Raw genomic sequence first — 19,577 nt, forward strand, 5'->3', positions numbered from 1 at the left:
GGAGCCGGGCTTGCCCGCGATGGTGCCGCTTCGGTGCGCCGGTTAAACCTTATTCCAGGGCCGCGGCCGGGCCGAAGAATTCATAGCGCGCCTGGTTCTCCGGCACACCGAGGGCTTTGAGGTGGCGCTTGATCGCTGCCATGAAACCTTTAGGGCCGAGGAAGTAGGCGTCGAGGTCACGCTGCTCGGGCAACCACGCCGCCAGTTGCGCCTGGCTCAGTATCCCGACCTTGTCGGCCGCAGGGCTCACGCCATCGTCTTCTGCGTAGCAATAGAAGCGCTTGAGTTGCGGGTGCTTGGCCGCCAGGGCGTCGACCCAGTCACGGAATGCATGCACGCCGCCGTTACGCGCGCAGTGGATAAAGTGCACCGGGCGCTCGGTGGCCAGGGCAGCTTCGAGCATCGGCAGCGTTGGCGTGATGCCCACCCCGCCGCTGATCAGCACCAGTGGTTTGTCGCTGGCGACCAGGGTGAATTCGCCCGATGGCGGGAACAGGTCGAGGGTTGCGCCGACGTGCATCTGGTCATGCAGGTAGTTGGAGACCCGCCCACCGGCCTCGCGCTTGACGCTGATGCGGTACAGCCCCGCGTCGCTCAGGGCCGACAAGGAATAATTGCGGCGCACTTCTTCGCCATCGATCATCAGCTTCATGCCGATGTACTGGCCCGGCGCGGCCGCCAAGATCGGGCCGTTATCCACCGGGGCAAAATAGAACGAAATGATCTCGTTGCTCTCCTCCACGCGCTTGACCAACTGGAACGACCGCGCACCGCGCCAGCCGCCCGGGGCCTGGGCCTTTTCGTCGTAGATGGCGGCTTCGGCGCCAATCAGGATATCGGCCAGTTGGCCGTAGGCGGCGCCCCAGGCGCTCAGCACCTCGGGCGTGGCAATCTCGCTGCCCAGCACCTCGGAAATGGCCCGCAGCAGGCACGTCCCCACAATCGGGTAGTGCTCCGGCAGGATTTGCAGGGCCACGTGCTTGTTAATGATCTTCGCGACCAGATCGCCTAACTGGTCCAACTGGTCGATATGCCGCGCATACATCAGCACGCCATTGGCCAAGGCGCGGGGCTGGTCGCCGTTGGCCTGATTGGCCTGGTTGAACAGCGGGCGGACGTCCGGGTACTCGCTGAGCATCATGCGGTAGAAGTGCGTGATCAGCGCTTCGCCGCCGCTTTCCAGCAGGGGCACAGTGGATTTGACGATGGCACGGTCTTGGGCACTAAGCATGGCAGACTCCTGGGTCTTTTTACTGATTACCCTTAGGTACTCAGTATTCGTGCCAACTTATAAACCGTTATTTTTCAATGAGTTAAATATAGTGTAGTCAATATGACTTCCTACGTTTTATAGTCATAAGGACTACAAGGAGTCATTATGACTGCACAATCGCTGCTCACTACCCTGCTGCCTCTGGTTGCCGACTTGTCGCGCGACCTGCCTGAAGGCGAGCGCTACCGGCGCCTGTTGCAGGCCATGCGCGCGCTGCTGCCGTGCGATGCCGCCGCGCTGTTGCGCCTGGACGGTGAATGGCTGGTGCCGTTGGCGGTGGACGGTTTGAGCGCCGACACCCTCGGCCGACGCTTCAAGGTCAGCGAGCACCCACGCTTTGCGGTGTTGCTGAGCAGCCCCGGCCCTACCCGCTTTGACGCCGACAGCGAACTGCCGGACCCCTACGATGGTTTGGTCGATGGCCTGCACGGCCACCTGCAAGTGCACGACTGCATGGGCTGCCCGCTGTTTATCGACGACAAACCCTGGGGCCTGCTGACCCTTGATGCGCTGGACACCGAGCGCTTCGAACGTGTCGAACTCGACGCCCTGCAAGCCTTCGCCAGCCTGGCGGCGGCCACCGTCAACGTCGCCGAACGCATCGAGCGCTTGGCCTTGCGCGCCGACGATGAGCACCAGCGCGCCGAGATCTACCGCCAGGCCAGCGGCCAGCAGCACAAGGAAATGATTGGCCAGAGCAAGGCCCACAAGCACCTGGTCGAGGAAATCAAGCTGGTGGGCGGCAGCGACCTGACCGTGTTGATTACCGGCGAAACCGGTGTCGGCAAGGAACTGGTCGCCCAGGCCCTCCACACCGCGTCGCCGCGTGCAGACAAACCGCTGATCAGCCTCAACTGCGCCGCACTCCCGGAAACCCTGGTGGAAAGCGAGCTGTTCGGCCATGTGCGCGGCGCCTTTACGGGTGCGCTGAACGAGCGCCGCGGCAAATTCGAATTGGCCAATGGCGGCACGCTGTTTCTGGATGAAGTGGGCGAGTTGTCGCTGACCGTGCAGGCCAAGCTGTTGCGCGTGCTGCAAAGCGGCCAACTGCAGCGCCTGGGCTCGGACAAGGAGCATCAAGTGGACGTGCGCCTGATCGCCGCCACCAACCGCGACCTGGCCGAAGAGGTGCGCAACGGCCGCTACCGTGCCGACTTTTATCACCGCCTGAGCGTGTACCCGCTGCAAGTACCGGCGCTGCGTGAACGCGGGCGTGACGTGTTATTGCTGGCGGGCTTTTTCCTTGAGCAGAACCGTTCACGCATGGGCCTGGGCAGCCTGCGCCTGACCAGCGACGCGCAGGCGGCGCTGCTGGCTTATAACTGGCCGGGCAATGTGCGGGAGCTGGAACATTTGATCGGACGCAGCGCACTCAAAGCCCTGGGAAACTGTCGCGAACGTCCGAAGATCCTGAGCCTGAGTGCCCAAGACCTGGACCTGCCCGACATCAGCGCGCCGCCGGCAATCGAAGCACCGGCCGATGTGGCCCCGGTTGTCACCGGCGACCTGCGCCAGGCCACCGAGCACTACCAGCGCCAAGTCATCAGCGCCTGCCTGGAGCGCCACCAGCACAACTGGGCCAGCGCCGCCCGCGAACTGGGCCTCGACCGCGCCAACCTCGGCCGCATGGCCAAACGTCTGGGTCTCAAATAGAACGATCACCCCAGCCCGAACGCAGGAACAACCCGCTCCAATGTGGGAGCTGGCTTGCCTGCGATAGCGGTGTACCTGCCGGCTCATCCACTTACCGCCATCGCCGGCAAGCCAGCGCCCACATCAGATTTGCTTTGCCTTGAGCATCGGGTTCACAGGCTGGCTCGGTTTAACCTTACGAAACACCAACACATTCCCCAGCATCACCAGCACCAGCCCCATCAACGCCGGTGCCGTCCACTGATACCCCTCGGCAAACGCCGACACATTCAGCGCCACCACCGGAAACAGCACTGTGCAATACGCCGCGCGCTCCGGGCCCATACGGCCCACCAGCGTGAGGTAGGCGGTAAAACCAATCACCGACCCCGGAATCACCAGGTACCACAGCGCGCCGACATAACGCGCGCTCCAATCCATGTCGAACGGTATCCCGCGCACTGCGCAATAGGTCGCCAGCATCACCGAACCGTAGGCCATGCCCCAGGCATTGGTGGTCAACGGCTTGAGCCCGGCCTTCTGCTGCAGGCTCGACAGCAGGTTGCCGGCCGAAAAACACATCGTCCCCAACAGCGCCAAGCCCAAGCCCAACAACGTCTGCGGGCTGGCGGTGTGCCCGACCAGCTCCGGCCAGAACAGAAAACCCAGGCCGATTAATCCAAGCGCGCCGCCCATCAACACGTTGCGCGCCACTCGCTGACCGAAAAACACCCGCGCATTGAGGGCATTCCACAGCGTGGCCGTGGAAAACACCACCGCCACCAGGCCGCTGGGAATCCATTGGCTGGCCGTCAGAAAGCACATGAAGTTGACGCAAAACAGGCACACGCCCTGAGTGAGGCAAATCAAGTGCCCGCGCCGGTTCATCACCTGCAACTTGCGGCTGAGCAGCAACAGCGCAAACAGCACCAGCGCAGCCAGGCCAAAGCGATAGACAATCGACACGGGAATCGCCACGACGCCCAATTGCCACTTGAGGGCGATCCAGGTGGTGCCCCAGATCAGCACGGTGAGTAAGTACAGGAAAAGGTTCATAGCGGGCTCCGTCGATTGAGCCACAGTGTTGCCCGCAGACCGGCTCGCGCTCTTGCACATTCTTGCGCTTTTGTCGGGCGGCAGGATCACAGCGCCCGCGCTGCGGAGTAGGATGCAAGGCGTCGGAGAGAACAACCATGCCAGAGCTGGAATCCCTGCAAGTCTTTCAAGCCCTTAACAGCTCGCCCAACGCACGCCTCGAAGCCTGCGCCGAGCTCGGTGACGGCTTGTCTGCGGCGTTGTGGAGCAACCATCACGATGCTCAGGACTACCAGGCGCCCACCCACCACACCTTGTCCTGCTACATCGGCGGCGGCACCGGCACCTTTCGCCGTGATCAGCCCGGCACCAAAGGTGGCCCTGACAAACTCTGCATCCTGCCGGCCGAGCATCAGTCAGCCTGGGTGATCAATGGTGAAATTCGCCTGGCCCATGTGTACTTCAGCCCGGAGCAATTTGCCCTCGGCTGCGTCACCCTGCTGGACCGCGAACCGCGCGAATTGCAATTGCGCGAAAGCACCTTTCTGGAAGACGCCAGCCAGGCCCGGCGCTTTCACCAGTTGATCGCCCTCAACTGGCACGAGCCCGCCGAGCGTCTGCTGACCAGCAGCCTGGCCCATGAAATGCTCAGCCACACCTTGCTCAGCCAGGTTGGCGCGCGCGACGGTCTGTGTTTGAAAGGCGGATTGGCCGCGCATCAGCGCCGGCTGTTGGTGGACTACATCGACCATCACCTCGAAGACCCGATCAGCCTGGGGCAATTGGCCGGGATGTGCGCGCTGTCCGAATACCATTTCGCGCGGATGTTCCGCCAAAGCTTCGGCCTGCCGCCCCATCAATACCTGTTGGCGCGACGCTTGGCCCGCGCGCAAAGCCTGCTGCGTGCCGGAACACTGCCCTTGGGCGACATCGCCTGGATGTGCGGCTTCTCCAGCGCCAGCCACTTCACCCATCGCTTTCGCCAAGCCATGGGCGCCACACCCAGCGAATACCGCCAAGCTTTCCACGCCTAAACACAACCCCTCCAGCCGCCCCGCCCCCGTGGCGAGCGGGCTTGCCCCGCGTTGGGCTGCGCAGCAGCCCTAAAAACAGCCGCCACGCTCCACCAGGAAAATCTCAATGCCCTTACAGGGCCGCTGCGCAGCCCTAAAACAGCCACCGCCCTCCACCAGGAAAATCTCAATGCCCTTACAGGGCCGCTGCGCAGCCCTAAAAACAGCCACCACGCTCCACCAGGAAAATCTCAATGCCCTTACAGGGCCGTTGCGCAGCCCAACGCGGGGCAAGCCCGCTCGCCACGAAAGCGTGAGACGTCATTCCAACGCTATGTAGACCCCGCTGCCTACGCCATCAAACCCAATGTCTTGGCTTTCGCCACCGCCTGGGTGCGCCGCTCCACGCCGAGCTTGCTGTGGATGCGCCGCGCGTGGGTCTTGACGGTGTGCAACGAGATAAACAGCCGGTCGGCGATTTCCAGGTTGGAGTTGCCCAGGGCGATCAACTCCAGCACTTGCAGCTCGCGCTGGCTCAGGGGGTTTTCCGCCACGCCGCTGGGCGCCGCCTGTGCCTCCAGGCCCAGTTCACTCAATAGCCCTGGCGAGCGCAACCGCAGCTCGCGAATCGCCTGCTGCACCTGGCAACGCCCGGCCAGCGCCAGCCCTGCCTGCAGGGCCCGGCGAGCCAACAGCGGATCACCGAGCTGCCAGGCCACCTCGCCCAGCACCAGTTGCAACTCGGTTTCCAGGCACAGCATGCCGCGCTGCCGAGTGGTGTCGAGCAAATCATTGAGCCGTGCAATCGGCTGCTCGGCACAGCCCAGCTTCACTTCGGCCAGCACCAGCAAATACTCCAGGCGCGGGATCAACTCCAGCGTGGCTGGCGGCGCCTGTTTGGCACCGGGCCCGCGAAAGTGACGCAGCACCCGGCGCACCGCTTCCAGCGTCAATTCGGCGCGGCCCTGCTGCAACCAGAAATGCCCGCTGACCAACAGCAGCACCGCGCGATACACCGTGTCCGGTACCTGGCGTTGCTGCATCAAGCGCTCGGCCTCACGCAGCTGGATGAACGCCTGGGCGTAATCGCCCCGGTTCGCTGCCAGCAGCGCCAGGCCGAGAAACCCGTACAGCACGCGTTTGTCCTGGCTGTGCAGGCACATTTCCAACCCGGCCTCGAAACACTCGGTGGCCAGCGCATCCTGCCCTTGACGCAACGCAAGATGCCCGCGCCGCAGGGCAATCCGCCCCACCAGCGGGCCGGCCTTGAGCCGCTGCCCCATCAGCATCGCCTGCACCTGCTCCAACAGGCTTTGTGCCCGATAGGGCGCGCCGCGTTGTTCCAGCAGTTGCGCGTGATCCAGCTCCAGCAATGCCTCCAGCACCAACGAACCCTGTGCACGCGCCAGGCACAGGGCTTCGCGGTTCAAGGCCTGGCCCACGTCCAGTTCACCGCGCAGCAGGGCTTGCTGGGTCAGGCCCGAAAGGCACATCAGGCGCGAGGTCCAGGCGCTGTCGGGCAAGGCTTGCAGCGCTTCGAGAAAATGCTCGCGGGAGCGCTGGGCATCGCCGCTCAAGTGCAACAGCCAACCCCATTGCGCCTGCCAGCGGGCCAACAGATAACGCTGTTGCGCCGCCGTTGGTTGCGGGGCGAACCGCGCCAATTGATCGATACACAAGGCTGCCTGGTCGAAGCGTCCGGCAAACAGCAACGCCGCCGTGACCAACCCCACCAGTTGCGCCGAGCCAAGCATCAATTCATCGCCATGCTGTTCATGCAGACGCAACAGCAGCACGGCGTTGTGCTGACGGAACAAGTCTTCAAAACTGAAGTGCTGCAACAGGCTTACCGCCACCTCGTAGGCTTCGGCCAGCAGCGCCTGTTCAAAGGCGGCCTGCCAGTCCTGCTGCGCGGTGAACCATTGGCAGGCGCGACGATGCCAGGAGCGCTTGGCCGGCCAGGGCTCATCGCGGATCAGTTGCGCCAGTGGCGCAAAAATTTGCAGCCAATCAGTGGTGTCCTCCCACGGCTGGATAAATGCGCCCAGCGCTTGCAGGTCGCGCAGGTAGTGATCGCCGTCGCCAAAGCCGAACAAGTGCTCACACAGGCCCGGGTTGAAGCGCGGCATATGCGCCAACACACGCCAGGCCTCCGCCAGCTCGGCGGGCAAGGTGCCGAAGAGTTCGTGTTGCAGGTAGTCGAGCAAGGTTTTGTCCGGGTGCCCGTCACCGAGCAAGGCGATGCGCACGCCGGCGCACCAGCCGCCGCTGAACTGCATCACGCTGTCGACGGTGTGCGTGGGCCCGAGCAGTTGCTGGATTTCCGCCGGGTTGAACATCAACTCACTGCATTCCAGCAACTCATCGTCGAGCAGCAGACGCGGCCAGTTGCACAGCGGGCGCCGCCGGGCGCCCAGCCACCAAGTCAGCGCCGGGCTGGCGGCGCTCAGCAAACGGTCGAGCAAGGCGTCCAGTTCGGGGGCCGGCAGGCGGCAGAAATCGTCGAGAAATATCCACGCCGGGCTGTGCCAGCGGCTGAGGTCGAGCAATAAGGTGGCTTCGTCGACAAACGACAAACCGAGGTGTAGCGCCAACCGCGCGCAAAAATCATCGGGGCTGAGCACGGCGCCATTGAGCGCCAGCCAATACACCTGACACTCCGCCGGCGCCTGCAACGCACACTCGGCGAGCAACGCGCTCTTGCCACTGCCACCCGGCGCGCAGAGCAGCTTCACCCTGACCGGCGCCGCCAGCAAAGGCCCGGCCAGGCGCGGGCGCAACAAATGATGAGCGGAGAGCCGTGGCATGAATCCAGGACGGTCCAGGCAGCGTGTCATGGCGGTCATTGCTGCATCCTGCTTTTTATTGTTATGCAACCTGGCGCCTACCCTAGTCCTGTGGTCGGCGGTTGTTGAAGAAGTATTCAGCGGGGTGATTGGTAGCCATGCACAAAACCCGGGATTCCACTCCACCATAAAGTGGAACCCGGTCAATGTGGGAGCTGGCTTGCCGGCTCCCACAGGGTGATCGCATTGCAATTGAAGATCAGCGCACGCCCTCAGACCTCAACGCTGCCGGGGTGTAATCGGCCGCCTTGGCCGCAAAGCCGAACACGAAGCTGCTCTTCTCCTCGTTTTTCATCCCCAGCGCGATGTAGCGCCCGGCGATGATGTCGTACAGCGTTTCCACGGTGTAGGCCGGCACCTGATGGTCGTAGTAGAACTGCGCGTGGCCCTCGGCTACCCGCCACAGTTGGCCACGGCCGTCGTAGTGATCAACCAGCGCGACCTGCCAGCTGTCTTCGTCGATGTACATGTGGCGTTTGGCGTAGATGTGCCGCTCGCTCGGCTTGACGGTGCCGATCACTTCCCACACGCGGTGCAGCTCATAACGGGTCAGGTCCTGGTTGATGTGCCCGGCCTTGATGATGTCGTCGTACTTGAGGGTCGGCGAATCGAGCTTGTAGCTGTTGTAGGGGATGTACACCTCTTTTTTTCCGACCAGCTTCCAGTCGTAGCGGTCCGGCGCGCCAGAGAACATGTCGAAGTTGTCGGTGGTGCGCAGGCCGTCGGAGGCGGTGCCCGGGCCGTCATAGGAGACTTGCGGCGCGCGGCGAACCCGGCGCTGGCCGGCGTTGTAGATCCAGGCCAGGCGTGGCTCTTTCACCTGATCAAGCGTCTCGTGCACCAACAGCACGTTGCCCGCCAGACGTGCCGGGGCGGTCACCGATTGCTTGAAGAAGCTCAGCACGTTGGCCGCCTTGGCCGGGTCGATGTCCGGGATGGCTTGCGGCACTGCCACTTCTTCCTCGAAACGGATCGGCGTGTAGCTGCCGTTCGTTTGCGGGGTGGCCTGGGTGATGATGCGCTTGAGGTTGCCGCCGTGGTAACGGGTGATGTGGTTCCACAACACCTCCACGCCATTCTTCGGAATCGGGAACGCGTAATAGCGGTTGCCGGTGAAGTTCTCCAGGCCATTGCCGTCGTTGATCGCATGCACGTTGAGCGCGCTGCGCTTGATCGACTCGTAGATCTCCGGTGGCAGGTTGACCGTGCGGTGGGTCGGGTACACCGGGATCTTGTAGGTTTCGGGGTAGCGCTTGAACATCGCCACTTGGCCGTCGGAAAGCTTGTCTTTGTACTTGTCGACCGTGGCGGCGGTGATCACGAACAGCGGTTTTTCATTGGCAAACGGGTCGGCCAGAAACCCCTTGCTGTCCACCGCGCCGGCATTTTTGGGGATGCCGCCGGTCCAGGCCGGGATCGAGCCGTCGGCGTTGCCGGCTTTTTCAGCGCCGACCGGCGTCAGGGTGGTGCCAAGCTTGGCGGCTTCTTCGGGCGACACCGCCGCCATGACGTGGGCGGCCAGCACACTCAGGGCCATCACTGCAAATATCTTACGCATAGGTTCTTGTCCTTCCTTAAACCAGATCAGAAGTTCACGCCGAAGCTGAGGGCGATAAAGTCGCGGTCGGTGAGGGTGTTGTAGTCGCCGCCGAAAAAGTCGGTGTAGCTCAGGCTCGCGGTGTAGGTGTTGCGGTAATCCGCGTCCACACCGACGCTGATCGCTTTGGCGCCTTCATTGAATATCCCGTTCGGCCCATAGCCGCTGACGTCATGGGACCAGGACAGGTTGGGCTTGAGGTTCACCCCGGCAAATACGTTGTTGTAATCCAGGATTGCGCGGGCGCGATAACCCCAGGAATTGGCGGTGACGAAGCCGTCGGTATCGCCGCCGAAACCATAGGCGCCATACACCGAGTCGCGGCCGTAGCGCAGTTTGGTTTTGGCCTCCAGGCCGCCGACGTGCACATAGGCCGCCTCGCCCACCAACGTCAGGCGTTCGGCGCCCAGTACCTGATCGAAGAACTGAGTCATGGTGCTTTGGATCTGGGTGATTTCCTTGCGGCGGTAGCCTGAGTTATCCGAGCCGAACGAGCTGCGGATCGGCGAGGCGGTCTGGCCGGCAATCGGGTTGACCAGCGCCAGCGTCAGGTCGGTGGTGTTGAGCTGCACCGGCGCATTCGGGCGGTAGCTGATCTCGCCGGTCCACGCCGTGCCGGTGGGCAAGGTGGTGGAGAAACTGGCGCCGTACAGACGAATGTCTTCCGGGTAGTCGAGGTAGTACTGGCCGCGACCGAGCATGGTGCTCTGGGCCAGGCCCGAGCCGCTGCCGGGCGCAATGGCGTTGGCGGTGGCCGCGATACGCCCGATGGTGGCCAGGTTGGTGTTGGCGGTAATGGTGCCCACGGTGGGCGTGCGGCTGTGGTAATTCATGAAGTACAGGCCGTACTCGGTGTCATCGCCGAGCCAGCGCAAGGCCGCACCGAACTGCCCGCCATCACGGGCTTCGCGGTCTTTGGCACGCTGCACCACCACGCCTTCGCGGGTGACTTGAAAGCCCTGGCCGAACGCGGCGGCCACCGGCTGCAGCGGCGCAATCGCCGGGCTGCCGACGGTGTAGTTGTTGTTGCAGCCGTGAGCGACCACGTCGTTGCCGAAGAAGGTGCCGCAGTTGTCCACCACGGTGTTTTCCCAGTTCAACTGGTAGAAACCTTCCACCGACAGCTGGTTGGTGAGGCTCTGGGACGCGAACAGCATGTTCACCGGGATCAGGCCTTCCTTGATTTCGGCGCCGGGGCGACGAAAGGCCGACACGTCGATCGGGTTGATGCTGTTGATCGAGTTACCGATGAACGTACTTTCGCCCCAGCTGACGACTTGCTTGCCGACGCGCACGTTGCCGGGCAGGTCGCCAATCGAATAGTTGTGATAGACGAAGGCATCCAGCAGCTCATAGCCGGACGACCGCGCGCCTTCGTCGCGATGGTTATTGCTGATCTGCTTGAACTCGCGGTCTTCGTCCTGCAGTTCGAAGTCGTACCAGTACTTGCCGCGCACAAACACGCCGCTGTCGCCGTACTTGAGCTCCAGGTCGTGAATGCCTTTGAAGATCTTGGAGAAGGTTTCGCCCTTCTTGAAGTTGAGCCGCCCGTCATCCCCGGTGGATGCCTGCCCCGTGCCGCCATTGGGAATGCCCACCAGCTTTTTGTCGGCATCGCGCATGCCCCAACTGGCGCCGACCGACAGCGAAGAATCGAATTGCCCTTCGATCTCGCCAATGTTGAACGAAACAGCCTGTGCCTGGGCGCAGCAGCCCAGTGCAACCGCCGCGGCGAGCGCCTGTGGCGTGAAGATGGCGCGCATTGTTGTTTTTGTCATGCGTCTTCCCCGGTGAGTGACAGAAGGCCCCACCCTACTGCCGCCCGCGAGGAGCGATAAGCGCACCAAAGGGGTATTCGCAGTGTCGCTCGAAAGGATTAGCAGCCGCTCTGGCCGGGGTTTTGACCGGGCCATGACTGGGGTAGATAGCGCGCTATCAGGGCAATGGATGGCATGCGCAGCGACTGTTGCCAATTTGGTAACAGTCCTTGTCTCGAACCGCTATTACTCAATTTGTTACAACCGACTATTCTGACCTCGCTCTCAGGGCAAACGGCCCGCTCCCAACCTGGGGAGAACAGCTGAATTTCGACGGATTGGCTAATTTATTCAATCTGTTACCCGTGTTCACTGACGTTGATTTGTCGCTCCTTGATCCAACGTCTTACTTCGGCCGCTGCCTTTGCAGCGGCCTTTTTTATGCCTGAACAAAAACGGGGCGCCATCAGCGCCCCGCAGTATTGGATAGTGTTCCAGCAACGATCAGAGGCTGAATTTCTGCAAGTTGGCCATCATCTCCTTCAATGCCTCGATGTTGTCCTTGGGGTGCGCGGCGCCTTCGAAGTCGCAGATCTGCGCCCAATGCGCGGCCACATCATCGGGTGAGAACCCGGCTTCGGGGTCAAACCCCACACCCAGGCTGCGCTCCCAGCGGGTCTTGCCGATCCAGCCGCCGCCCACTTCAAACAGGCCCGAGGTTTCCTGGCACGCTTCGCTGCCCAGGTACACCACCAACGGGCTGACCAGCTCCGGCTTGAGGCGGTCGAACACTTGCGGCGGGATCAGGCCTTCGGTCATGCGCGTGCCGCCGGTGGGGGCGATGGCGTTGACCAGGATATTGTTCTTGCGCCCTTCCAGCGCCAGCGTGCGGGTCAAACCGTACAAGCCCAGCTTGGCCATGCCGTAGTTGGATTGGCCGAAGTTGCCATAGATGCCCGAAGTGGACGCGGTGAAAATCACCCGACCATAGCCTTGCTCACGCAAATGCGGCCAGGCGGCACGGGTCACTTTGTAGGCACCCTCGACATGCACCCGATACACCAGGTCCCAGTCGCCGTCGTCCATTTTGTGGAACGTCTTGTCGCGCAGGATGCCGGCGTTGTTCACCACCACATCGATGCGGCCGAATGCATCGAGCGCGTGCTGCACGATTTTGTCACCGTCGGTGACGGAGTCATGGTTGGCTTCGGCAATGCCACCTGCTTCGCGGATCTCGGCGACCACGCGATCGGCCGCCGAGGCGTTGGCGCCCTCGCCCTGGGTGGAACCGCCGAGGTCGTTGACCAGCACCTTGGCCCCGTGTCGGGCGAACAGCAGCGCATGCGCCCGGCCCAACCCGCCGCCGGCACCGGTGACGATCACGACCTTATCCTGGAACTGCACTGACTCACTCATACCGAACTCCGCTGGCGACAATGGGAATGAAGTGAGTGTCAGGCACGCAGCCTCTGGTCACAATAAAGTCGGCCGAGGCTGAATGGTGTTCGATAAGGCAGCGGGATGATTGTGCGGCCCAGGTTTTCGCAGGGCATCGCCCTCTCAGTGGCGAGCGGGCTTGCCCCGCGTTGGGTGGCGAAGCCGCCCCGATAAGGTTACTGCAGAGTGTCTGGTGTATCGCGGTGGCAGGTTTTAGGGCCGCTTCGCGCCCCAACGCGGGGCAAGCCCGCTCGCCACAACAGGTGGCTCAGGAATAGGCCACTCGTGGCGCGGGCTGGCCGAGGCGCTCGCGAAACGCCAGGTAATGCTTGAGCACCAGCACCGGCGCTTCTATCTGCGGGTAGTGGCCGATATTGGCCAGCAACACCGTGTCGGCGTGCGGCACCAACTGGTGATAACGCTCCACCATATGCACACCGGAGATCGGGTCGACTTCGCCGTCGATGACGCGCAACGGCACCTCGCCGCGCCGCAACGCGTCCACCCAGCGCTCCCGCAAGCGGCGGCGCTGGGGAATGTAGGCAATCAGTTTGTGCAGGATGCGCGTGCCGTCATTGCACTTGATCAGGCTCCAGAAATCATCCAGCGCGCTTTCACTGGGCCGCGTATTCGGGCCGAAAATCTGGCTGAAGCTGTTCGACAAGGCATTGCGCCCGAAGGCTCGGCCGATCATCCAGCCAAGCGGGCTGAGCAGCAGTTTTTGCACCAGCGCCGGGCGATGGGTTTCCGGGAACAGCCCGCCGTTTAGGAATACGCAACTGGCCATCTGAAAACGGCCTTCGTAATGACGGGCGAGTAATTCCTGGGCGACGCTGTCGCCGTAGTCATGGGCCAACACATGCACCGGTTGCTCTACGCGCAGGTGGTCGAGCAGCGCCTGCTGCAGGTCGGCCTGTTCCAACAGGCAATAGTCGTGATCCACCGGCTTGTCCGAATCGCCGAACCCCAGCATGTCGCAGGCAATCACCAGGTTGCGCTGGGCCAGTGGCTGCCACAGGTAGTGCCAGTCCCAACTGGCCGTGGGGAAGCCGTGAATCAACAGCAGGGGTTCGCCCTGCCCGGCCACCCAGTAACGGATCGTGCGACCACGAAAGACGAATTCCTGGGCGCGTTTGCGCCAGGCTCTGAGCGGGATTTCGGCGAGTGGCATCAGCTTTTATACCCGGGATCTTGCAGGTCCAATTTACGCAGCAGCGCCGGCCAGGCCAGCGCGCCGCCCATGCCCTGGGCGCTCTTGGTGACCGCTGCCACCATGGCCTTGGCCCCGGCAAGAATCTGCGGTTCGATGGCAATCAACTCAGCCGCGCCGTTTTGCGCCAGCACCTGGATATCGCAGGCGCGCTGGAAGGTAAACATCATCAGGAACGTGTCGGCGATGGTACCGCCGCAGGTCAGCAGGCCGTGGTTGTGCAGCATCAGGAAATTGCTTTGACCCAGGTCCGCCTGCAAGCGCGCCTTTTCCTCATGGTTCAGCGCCACGCCTTCGTAGGCGTGATAGGCCAGGCTTGAGAGCACGAACAACGATTGCTGGCTGATCGGCAACACGCCCTGCTTCTGCGCCGAAACGGCAACACCGGCGGGCGTGTGGGTATGTATCACGCATGCCACGTCGTGGCGCACTTCATGGATGGCGCTGTGGATGGTATAGCCCGCGGGGTTGATCTCGTAGGGGCTGTCCATCAGCTTGTTGCCGGCCTGGTCGACCTTGACCAGGCTCGACGCCGTGATCTCGTGAAACATCAGCCCGTAAGGGTTGATCAGAAAATCATCGGTGCCCGGCACCTTGGCCGAAATATGCGTGAAGATCAGGTCATCCCAGCCATGCAGCGCGACCAGGCGATAACAGGCGGCCAAGTCGACACGGGCTTGCCATTCGGCAGCGCTGACCTGGTCTTTGACATTCTGTGGCGATAGAACGGGTGCTAGGCTCACGGCAACGACCTCCTTGGCGCATGTTCTTATTGTTTTTTTGGGTGGAGGGCCAGTCTAGTCAGACGCCATCGCGCAAGTAGTCGCCTTCGCAGCCAGCTTGATGACCGAACGAGTCAGTAACAAGAATAGTTGAAGTCAGTGGGCGCCGCGTCAGAGAAGCGCCGCCAATAAAGGCACGGCGAACAGGTTGAGCAAGCCCGTCAACACCATCACCAGGCCCGCGACCGAGCCTTCTTCACCGCCCACTTCCCGCGCCCGGCTGACGCCCGCGCCATGGGCGCCCACACCAAACAACGCGCCACGCGCCAGGGGTGTGCGCAACGGTAACCACTTGAGCAGCACGCCGCCGAGCATGGCGCCGAACACGCCGGTGAACATCACAAACACAGCGGTGAGTTCCGGTACACCGCCCAGGTCAGAGGAAACCGGCATGGCAAACGGCGTGGTGATCGAGCGCGGCAACAGCGACATCGTCACCGAGCTGTCCAATGCCAGCGCCTTGGCCAGCCCGAACGAGGTGCCGATGGAGGCCGCGCTGCCGGCGACCATGCCCAGCAGCAACGCCGACCAATGACGCGCCAGCAAGCGGCGTTGCTGCCAGATCGGCACCGCAAACGCCACGGTGACCGGGCCCAGCACCAGCATCAGCCAATGGGTGTCGGCGGCATATTCGGCGTACGCCGTGTGCATCGGCGCGGCCACCGCCAGCAGCAGCGCCGGCACGAGAATCAAGGGTGACAGCACGTAGCGCCCGGTGCGGCGATAGATCCAGCGGCTGAAAATATAGGCGCCCAGGGTCAGGGCGAGCCAGAACACCGGCATCAACTCAAGCTTCACGGCGCATGCTCCAGCGGCAGACCATCTCTACGGTAAACGCCGTCACCAGCATCACCGACAGCGTGCTGAAACCGATCACCAGCAGGATGCGCCAGCCGTCGTTGCGCACCAGGCCGCCGTAATCAAGCAGGCTCATCAGCGCGGGGATAAAAAACAGCAGCATCTCTGCCATCAACACCCCGGCGCCCAGTTGCAGGGCGGCCGGCTTGACCAGGCCGGTGGCAAATGTCGCCAGCAACAGGCCCAAGCCCACCACGCCACCCGGAATCGGCCACGCCACCCACACGGCAAGCTGGGTGCCCAGAAAATAGATAGCCAGCAGCACAACCAGCTCAATCAGCAGGCGGGCGATATGTTTGAAGCTGAAACGGTTCATAAGCGTTGATCCTCGCAGGCGCTCAGTTTAAAGACGCCCCTCCCATCCCCACAGCGAATTGTTAGACTGCCAACTATTCCAAACTGGAATCAGGCCCATGGAATTCAAACAGCTGCGCAGTTTTGTCGAAGTGATCCACCGGGGCGGCTTTACCCAGGCCGGTAAAACCTTGCACATCAGCCAATCGGCCGTGAGCAAGCAGGTGGCACAGTTGGAGCAGAGCCTCGGTACGCCGCTGCTGGAGCGCACGGGCTCGCACATTCGCCTGACGGCCGCCGGCGAGGTGGTGTTGCAGCGCGCCGAGGCCATGTTGCGCCTGCAAACAGAGCTGCTCAGCGAGCTGGATGATATGCAGCAACTGGCCCGTGGCGAGCTGCGCCTGGGCTTGCCGCTGTTGGCGGGCGACACTCTGTTTGCCGGGCTGTTTGCCGAGTACCGCAGGCGTTACCCCAAGGTCACCATCCAATTGCTCGAAGGCGGCAGCCGCACGATCGAGCAGGCGATTCTCAGTGGGGAGCTGGACGTGGGTGGCACGCTGATGCCCAGTGATCCGGCCTTTGCCTGGCAACCCTTTTGCGACGAGCCGCTGGACGCTTTGCTGCCGATGGATCATCCATTGGCTGACAACGCCCAAGTGCGCCTGGAGGAACTGGCGGACACGCCCTTCCTGATGTACCAACGCAGTTTTGTGCTCAATGACCGACTGATGCAGGCCTGTCAGCAATTGGGCTTTACGCCGAAGGAGATCGGCCGCAGCGGCCAGGCGGACTTTCTCGTCGCCCTGGTCGCGGCCGGCCAAGGCGTGGTGCTGTTGCCCAGCGTGGTCGCCCGTGGGTTGGTGCGACCGGGCGTGGTGCGCCTGACACTCAAGGCGCCCGACTTTTTACGCTGGGACATTGCCTTTATCTGGCGTGAGGGCGCTTATTTGTCCAAAGCCGCCCAGGCCTGGCTGGCGCTGCTGCGCGAATTCCCGGTCAACCGCGCAGTGCAGTGACCAGCTCGGCCAGCCACGGTTCTGCATCGGCTTCCGGGGTGACGCTTTCGCTGGCGTCCAGGCGCAGCATCGGCAGCACTTCACGCACACCCAACTCGCCGAACAGCTCGCGCATTTGCTCGCCGCCGCCGCAGAAGGTGTCGCCGTAGCTGGCGTCGCCCAACCCGATGACGGCACCGGGCAGCCCGCGCCAGGCGGCGGGGAGTTGGTCGCGAATGCTCGAATACAGGGGTTGCAGGTTGTCAGGCAACTCGCCCATGCCGGTGGTGGACGTCACCGCCAGGAAGGCGTCGGGAGCAAAGGCCTGCACATCGGCCAAGGTGGCGCGCGGGTTGTGCCAGGCTTCAAAACCGGCCGCGTTGAGGATGCCGGCGGCGTGGCGGGCGACTTCTTCAGCGGTGCCGTAGACCGAGCCGGAAAGGATGGCGACTTTCATCAATCTGATCCTGTAGTTGAGCCAAAGCGTGGGATGTTAGCAGCTGGCGCAAATATTTCGGCGCATGCCGCGCAACATTCAGGGCATGCCATACACTGCAGTCTCTAAAAACAAGCCATGGACCGCTCTATGATTAACGCCAAACTGATGCAACTGGTCATCAACGCCTCCAACGACGGCATCGTCGTCGCCGAACGCGAAGGCAAAGACAAGCCGCTGATCTACGTTAACCCGGCCTTCGAGCGCATGACCGGTTATGCACTGGACGACATCCTGTATCAGGATTGCCGCTTCCTGCAGGCGGGCGACCGCGACCAGCCCGCCTTGATAGCGATTCGTGAAGCCCTCGACAACGGCGGTTCGTGCCGGGAGATCCTGCGCAATTACCGCAAGGACGGCACTGCGTTCTGGAACGAATTATCGCTGTCGACGGTTTACAACGAAGCCGACAAGCAGACCTATTTTGTGGGCGTGCAAAAAGACGTCACCGCGCAGGTCAAAGCACAACTACGCGCGGCCCAGCTGGAAGCACAGGTGGCCGAGCTCAAAGGCGAGTTGGCGGCGCTCAAAGCGACGAGCGGAATTAACAAAGTGTAAAAAATACGGTCTTTAGAGCGATAATGGCTTTTTAATGTCTCATCGTTGAGCTACATCAATGCACCGCGACGCGCTACTGACGCAGGACGAACTGGATTTTATCCAGGACATGCAACACAACCCGCAGCTCAACCTGCGGGATGCGTGGTCGAGCCTGACGGTCAACGGCGGTGCACAGATTCGGGATTTGCTCACGCGCCTGGCCGCTCACGACCATGTCACCATCCAGGCGCAGTTCGATAACCAGCAACTCACGTTCCCGCTGCACCTGGTCGAAGACGAGTTTCACGCAGTGCATCTGCGCCTGGGTGTGCCGAGCATTTTTGAAGACGGGCCGATGATCCGGCCGTGGCGCCTGGCCCTCGAAACCCCGGTGGCACTGGAAAACGTCAAGGGCAACCCTGCCGCGTTATGGGTTCACGAGGTGTCATTCAAAGGCGTGCTGGTTGAGATTCGTGGCCGGGTCAAACCGCCGAAAACCTTTTCCCTGTGGTTCAGCCCTTCCGGCTACGAACGCATTGCCTTGCGCGGCACGCTGGAGCGGGAAACGGCCCGCGGCTTATTCGCTTACCGCTTGAGCCAAAGTGATGCCGATGAGATCGAGCGGCTGCGCCAGTTCATTCTGCACCAGCACCGCCTGGTTCATCCGCACGTACACGCCTGAGTTCAGGTATCCAGCTGCCCACTCAGAAACTGCTGCAAGCGGCGCTGCATCACCAGCCCATCGCTGCCCAGGCAACCGACCGAGGAACCTGCCAGGTCTTTTTCGGCGAAGTCAGATGCGGCGCCCGCCAGAAACAGTGGGCAATCGAGCGTCATCGCCAAGCGACTCAGGCGCTCGGCCAGCTCATGGTTGTGTGAATGGTTGGAGAAGATGACGAGCGCCTGGGGCCGGATTTTTTCACAGACCAATGTTAGTTCGTCCAGGGGCTGGCCCACTTCCAGCACCTTCATGGGCAGATCCTGCCGACCGACCAATAGCGCCGCCACCAGCAATTCCAACTTACGGCATTCGCCGGGCAACGCCGCCAGCAAGACCCGGGACCCGGGCGAGCCGCTGCCCAGTTGCAAGCGCAGCCAGGCTTGCTCACGCAGGAAAGCATCGAAAAATAACCACTCGCTGGCTTGGCCGAAACGGCCTTGATGCCGCAGCAAGTCGTACCAAAGGGGCATGAGGATGTCTTGAAACGCCACACTCAGCGCACAGGTTGCTGACAACTGACCGTACACGTGTTCAAGGCCGCGATCATCGAAAGCACTGATGGCCTGCCTCAACCGCGCTTGCCATTGCGTGTCCTCGACCGAGTCTCGCTCGGCGCGAACCACATCGGCTTGCTGATCATCGCGTGCGAGGATTTTGCCGACCTTGCTTACCGCAACACCGCGCTCAATCCAATCGAGGATCCTGTTGACGGTCTCAATATCGGTCCTGGAGTAGAGGCGATGCCCACTTTCGGTGCGCGCGGGCTGAATCAGACCATACCGTCGCTCCCAGGCTCGCAAGGTGACCGGATTGACACCTGTCAATCTCGAGACTTCACGAATCGGAAAAAGCTCGCTGGAATCGGCAAGGCTGCCATGGGCGATTTCGTGAACAGGAGCAGTAATTTCAGGCATCGGGGATCAAAAACATCCGTGTAGATTTGGATCCCATTTAACGCCTTTCTACTTGTCCTTTTCAAGGCCCGCCCCCTTCTGACCGATGTCACTGGCGTAATTTTGCAAAACAGGAATAATCCTTGCCTGTTTTTCAGGTGATGGCCTACCCGGCCGCCACCTTCGTGCGCCGCCTAC

Annotated in this window: 17 protein-coding genes; 5 read left to right on the forward strand and 12 right to left on the reverse strand. The window is 62.2% G+C overall.

The genetic code is table 11. The features are described 5' to 3' along the window. Positions 1–49: 49 nt before the first annotated feature. Positions 50–1,231 (reverse strand): NO-inducible flavohemoprotein, encoded by a 1,182-nt coding sequence (gene hmpA / locus ABWL43_RS24280; RefSeq protein WP_404484873.1) that lies wholly within the window; start codon positions 1,229–1,231, stop codon positions 50–52. Between the two features lie 147 nt (positions 1,232–1,378). On the opposite strand from hmpA, the gene norR reads away from it, so the two are divergent. Next, positions 1,379–2,926: a nitric oxide reductase transcriptional regulator NorR gene (norR, locus tag ABWL43_RS24285; RefSeq protein ID WP_404484876.1), complete on the forward strand. Its 1,548-nt coding sequence runs from the start codon at positions 1,379–1,381 to the stop codon at positions 2,924–2,926. A 123-nt stretch (positions 2,927–3,049) separates the two neighbouring features. Here norR and ABWL43_RS24290 read toward each other — a convergent pair whose 3' ends face one another. Then, positions 3,050–3,961, reverse strand: a complete 912-nt coding sequence (locus ABWL43_RS24290) for a DMT family transporter (RefSeq protein ID WP_404484879.1) — start codon at positions 3,959–3,961, stop codon at positions 3,050–3,052. A gap of 137 nt (positions 3,962–4,098) precedes the next feature. On the opposite strand from ABWL43_RS24290, the gene ABWL43_RS24295 reads away from it, so the two are divergent. Continuing rightward, entirely contained in the window at positions 4,099–4,974 is an 876-nt protein-coding gene (locus ABWL43_RS24295) for a helix-turn-helix domain-containing protein (protein WP_404484882.1), read from the forward strand. Between the two features lie 329 nt (positions 4,975–5,303). Here ABWL43_RS24295 and ABWL43_RS24300 read toward each other — a convergent pair whose 3' ends face one another. From ABWL43_RS24300 to ABWL43_RS24335, 8 genes are all read right to left on the reverse strand, one after another. Further along, positions 5,304–7,799 (reverse strand): LuxR C-terminal-related transcriptional regulator, encoded by a 2,496-nt coding sequence (locus tag ABWL43_RS24300; protein ID WP_404484885.1) that lies wholly within the window; start codon positions 7,797–7,799, stop codon positions 5,304–5,306. Positions 7,800–7,998: 199 nt separating this feature from the next. After that, positions 7,999–9,357, reverse strand: coding sequence for a DUF1329 domain-containing protein (locus ABWL43_RS24305; RefSeq protein WP_145164288.1), 1,359 nt, complete (start codon positions 9,355–9,357; stop codon positions 7,999–8,001). 26 nt (positions 9,358–9,383) lie between these two features. Beyond that, on the reverse strand, positions 9,384–11,174 hold the full coding sequence (locus tag ABWL43_RS24310) for a DUF1302 domain-containing protein (protein WP_145164291.1): 1,791 nt from the start codon (positions 11,172–11,174) through the stop codon (positions 9,384–9,386). Positions 11,175–11,657: 483 nt separating this feature from the next. Continuing rightward, positions 11,658–12,569: an SDR family oxidoreductase gene (locus ABWL43_RS24315; RefSeq protein ID WP_145164293.1), complete on the reverse strand. Its 912-nt coding sequence runs from the start codon at positions 12,567–12,569 to the stop codon at positions 11,658–11,660. A gap of 289 nt (positions 12,570–12,858) precedes the next feature. Beyond that, positions 12,859–13,761 (reverse strand): alpha/beta fold hydrolase, encoded by a 903-nt coding sequence (locus ABWL43_RS24320; protein ID WP_404484889.1) that lies wholly within the window; start codon positions 13,759–13,761, stop codon positions 12,859–12,861. Then, positions 13,761–14,543 (reverse strand): class II aldolase/adducin family protein, encoded by a 783-nt coding sequence (locus tag ABWL43_RS24325; RefSeq protein WP_145164297.1) that lies wholly within the window; start codon positions 14,541–14,543, stop codon positions 13,761–13,763. Before ABWL43_RS24325 ends, ABWL43_RS24320 begins: the two co-directional genes overlap by 1 nt. Positions 14,544–14,693: 150 nt before the next feature. After that, entirely contained in the window at positions 14,694–15,380 is a 687-nt protein-coding gene (locus ABWL43_RS24330; RefSeq protein ID WP_404484893.1) for an LrgB family protein, read from the reverse strand. After that, positions 15,370–15,756 carry a CidA/LrgA family protein gene (locus ABWL43_RS24335; protein ID WP_404484898.1) on the reverse strand — a complete coding sequence of 129 codons (387 nt, stop codon included), beginning with the start codon at positions 15,754–15,756 and terminating at the stop codon, positions 15,370–15,372. The genes ABWL43_RS24330 and ABWL43_RS24335 overlap by 11 nt, the downstream gene beginning before the upstream one ends. A gap of 97 nt (positions 15,757–15,853) precedes the next feature. Between ABWL43_RS24335 and ABWL43_RS24340 the strand changes: the two genes are divergently transcribed. After that, the gene (locus ABWL43_RS24340; RefSeq protein WP_145164301.1) at positions 15,854–16,750 is read left to right on the forward strand and encodes a LysR family transcriptional regulator; all 897 of its coding nucleotides are present in this window, start codon (positions 15,854–15,856) and stop codon (positions 16,748–16,750) included. Here the strand turns inward: ABWL43_RS24340 and ABWL43_RS24345 are convergent. Then, positions 16,731–17,186 (reverse strand): flavodoxin, encoded by a 456-nt coding sequence (locus ABWL43_RS24345; RefSeq protein WP_145164303.1) that lies wholly within the window; start codon positions 17,184–17,186, stop codon positions 16,731–16,733. The genes ABWL43_RS24340 and ABWL43_RS24345 overlap by 20 nt on opposite strands. Positions 17,187–17,315: 129 nt before the next feature. Between ABWL43_RS24345 and ABWL43_RS24350 the strand changes: the two genes are divergently transcribed. Both ABWL43_RS24350 and ABWL43_RS24355 read left to right on the forward strand, forming a co-directional pair. Then, entirely contained in the window at positions 17,316–17,783 is a 468-nt protein-coding gene (locus ABWL43_RS24350) for a PAS domain-containing protein (RefSeq protein ID WP_404484901.1), read from the forward strand. Positions 17,784–17,841: 58 nt separating this feature from the next. After that, positions 17,842–18,447 (forward strand): hypothetical protein, encoded by a 606-nt coding sequence (locus ABWL43_RS24355; protein ID WP_145164307.1) that lies wholly within the window; start codon positions 17,842–17,844, stop codon positions 18,445–18,447. Positions 18,448–18,449: 2 nt separating this feature from the next. Here ABWL43_RS24355 and ABWL43_RS24360 read toward each other — a convergent pair whose 3' ends face one another. After that, positions 18,450–19,400, reverse strand: coding sequence for a MerR family transcriptional regulator (locus tag ABWL43_RS24360; protein WP_404484904.1), 951 nt, complete (start codon positions 19,398–19,400; stop codon positions 18,450–18,452). Between the last annotated feature and the right edge of the window lie 177 nt (positions 19,401–19,577).

It is taken from the genome of Pseudomonas sp. HT11 (assembly GCF_044875395.1).
Classification (GTDB): Bacteria; Pseudomonadota; Gammaproteobacteria; order Pseudomonadales; family Pseudomonadaceae; genus Aquipseudomonas.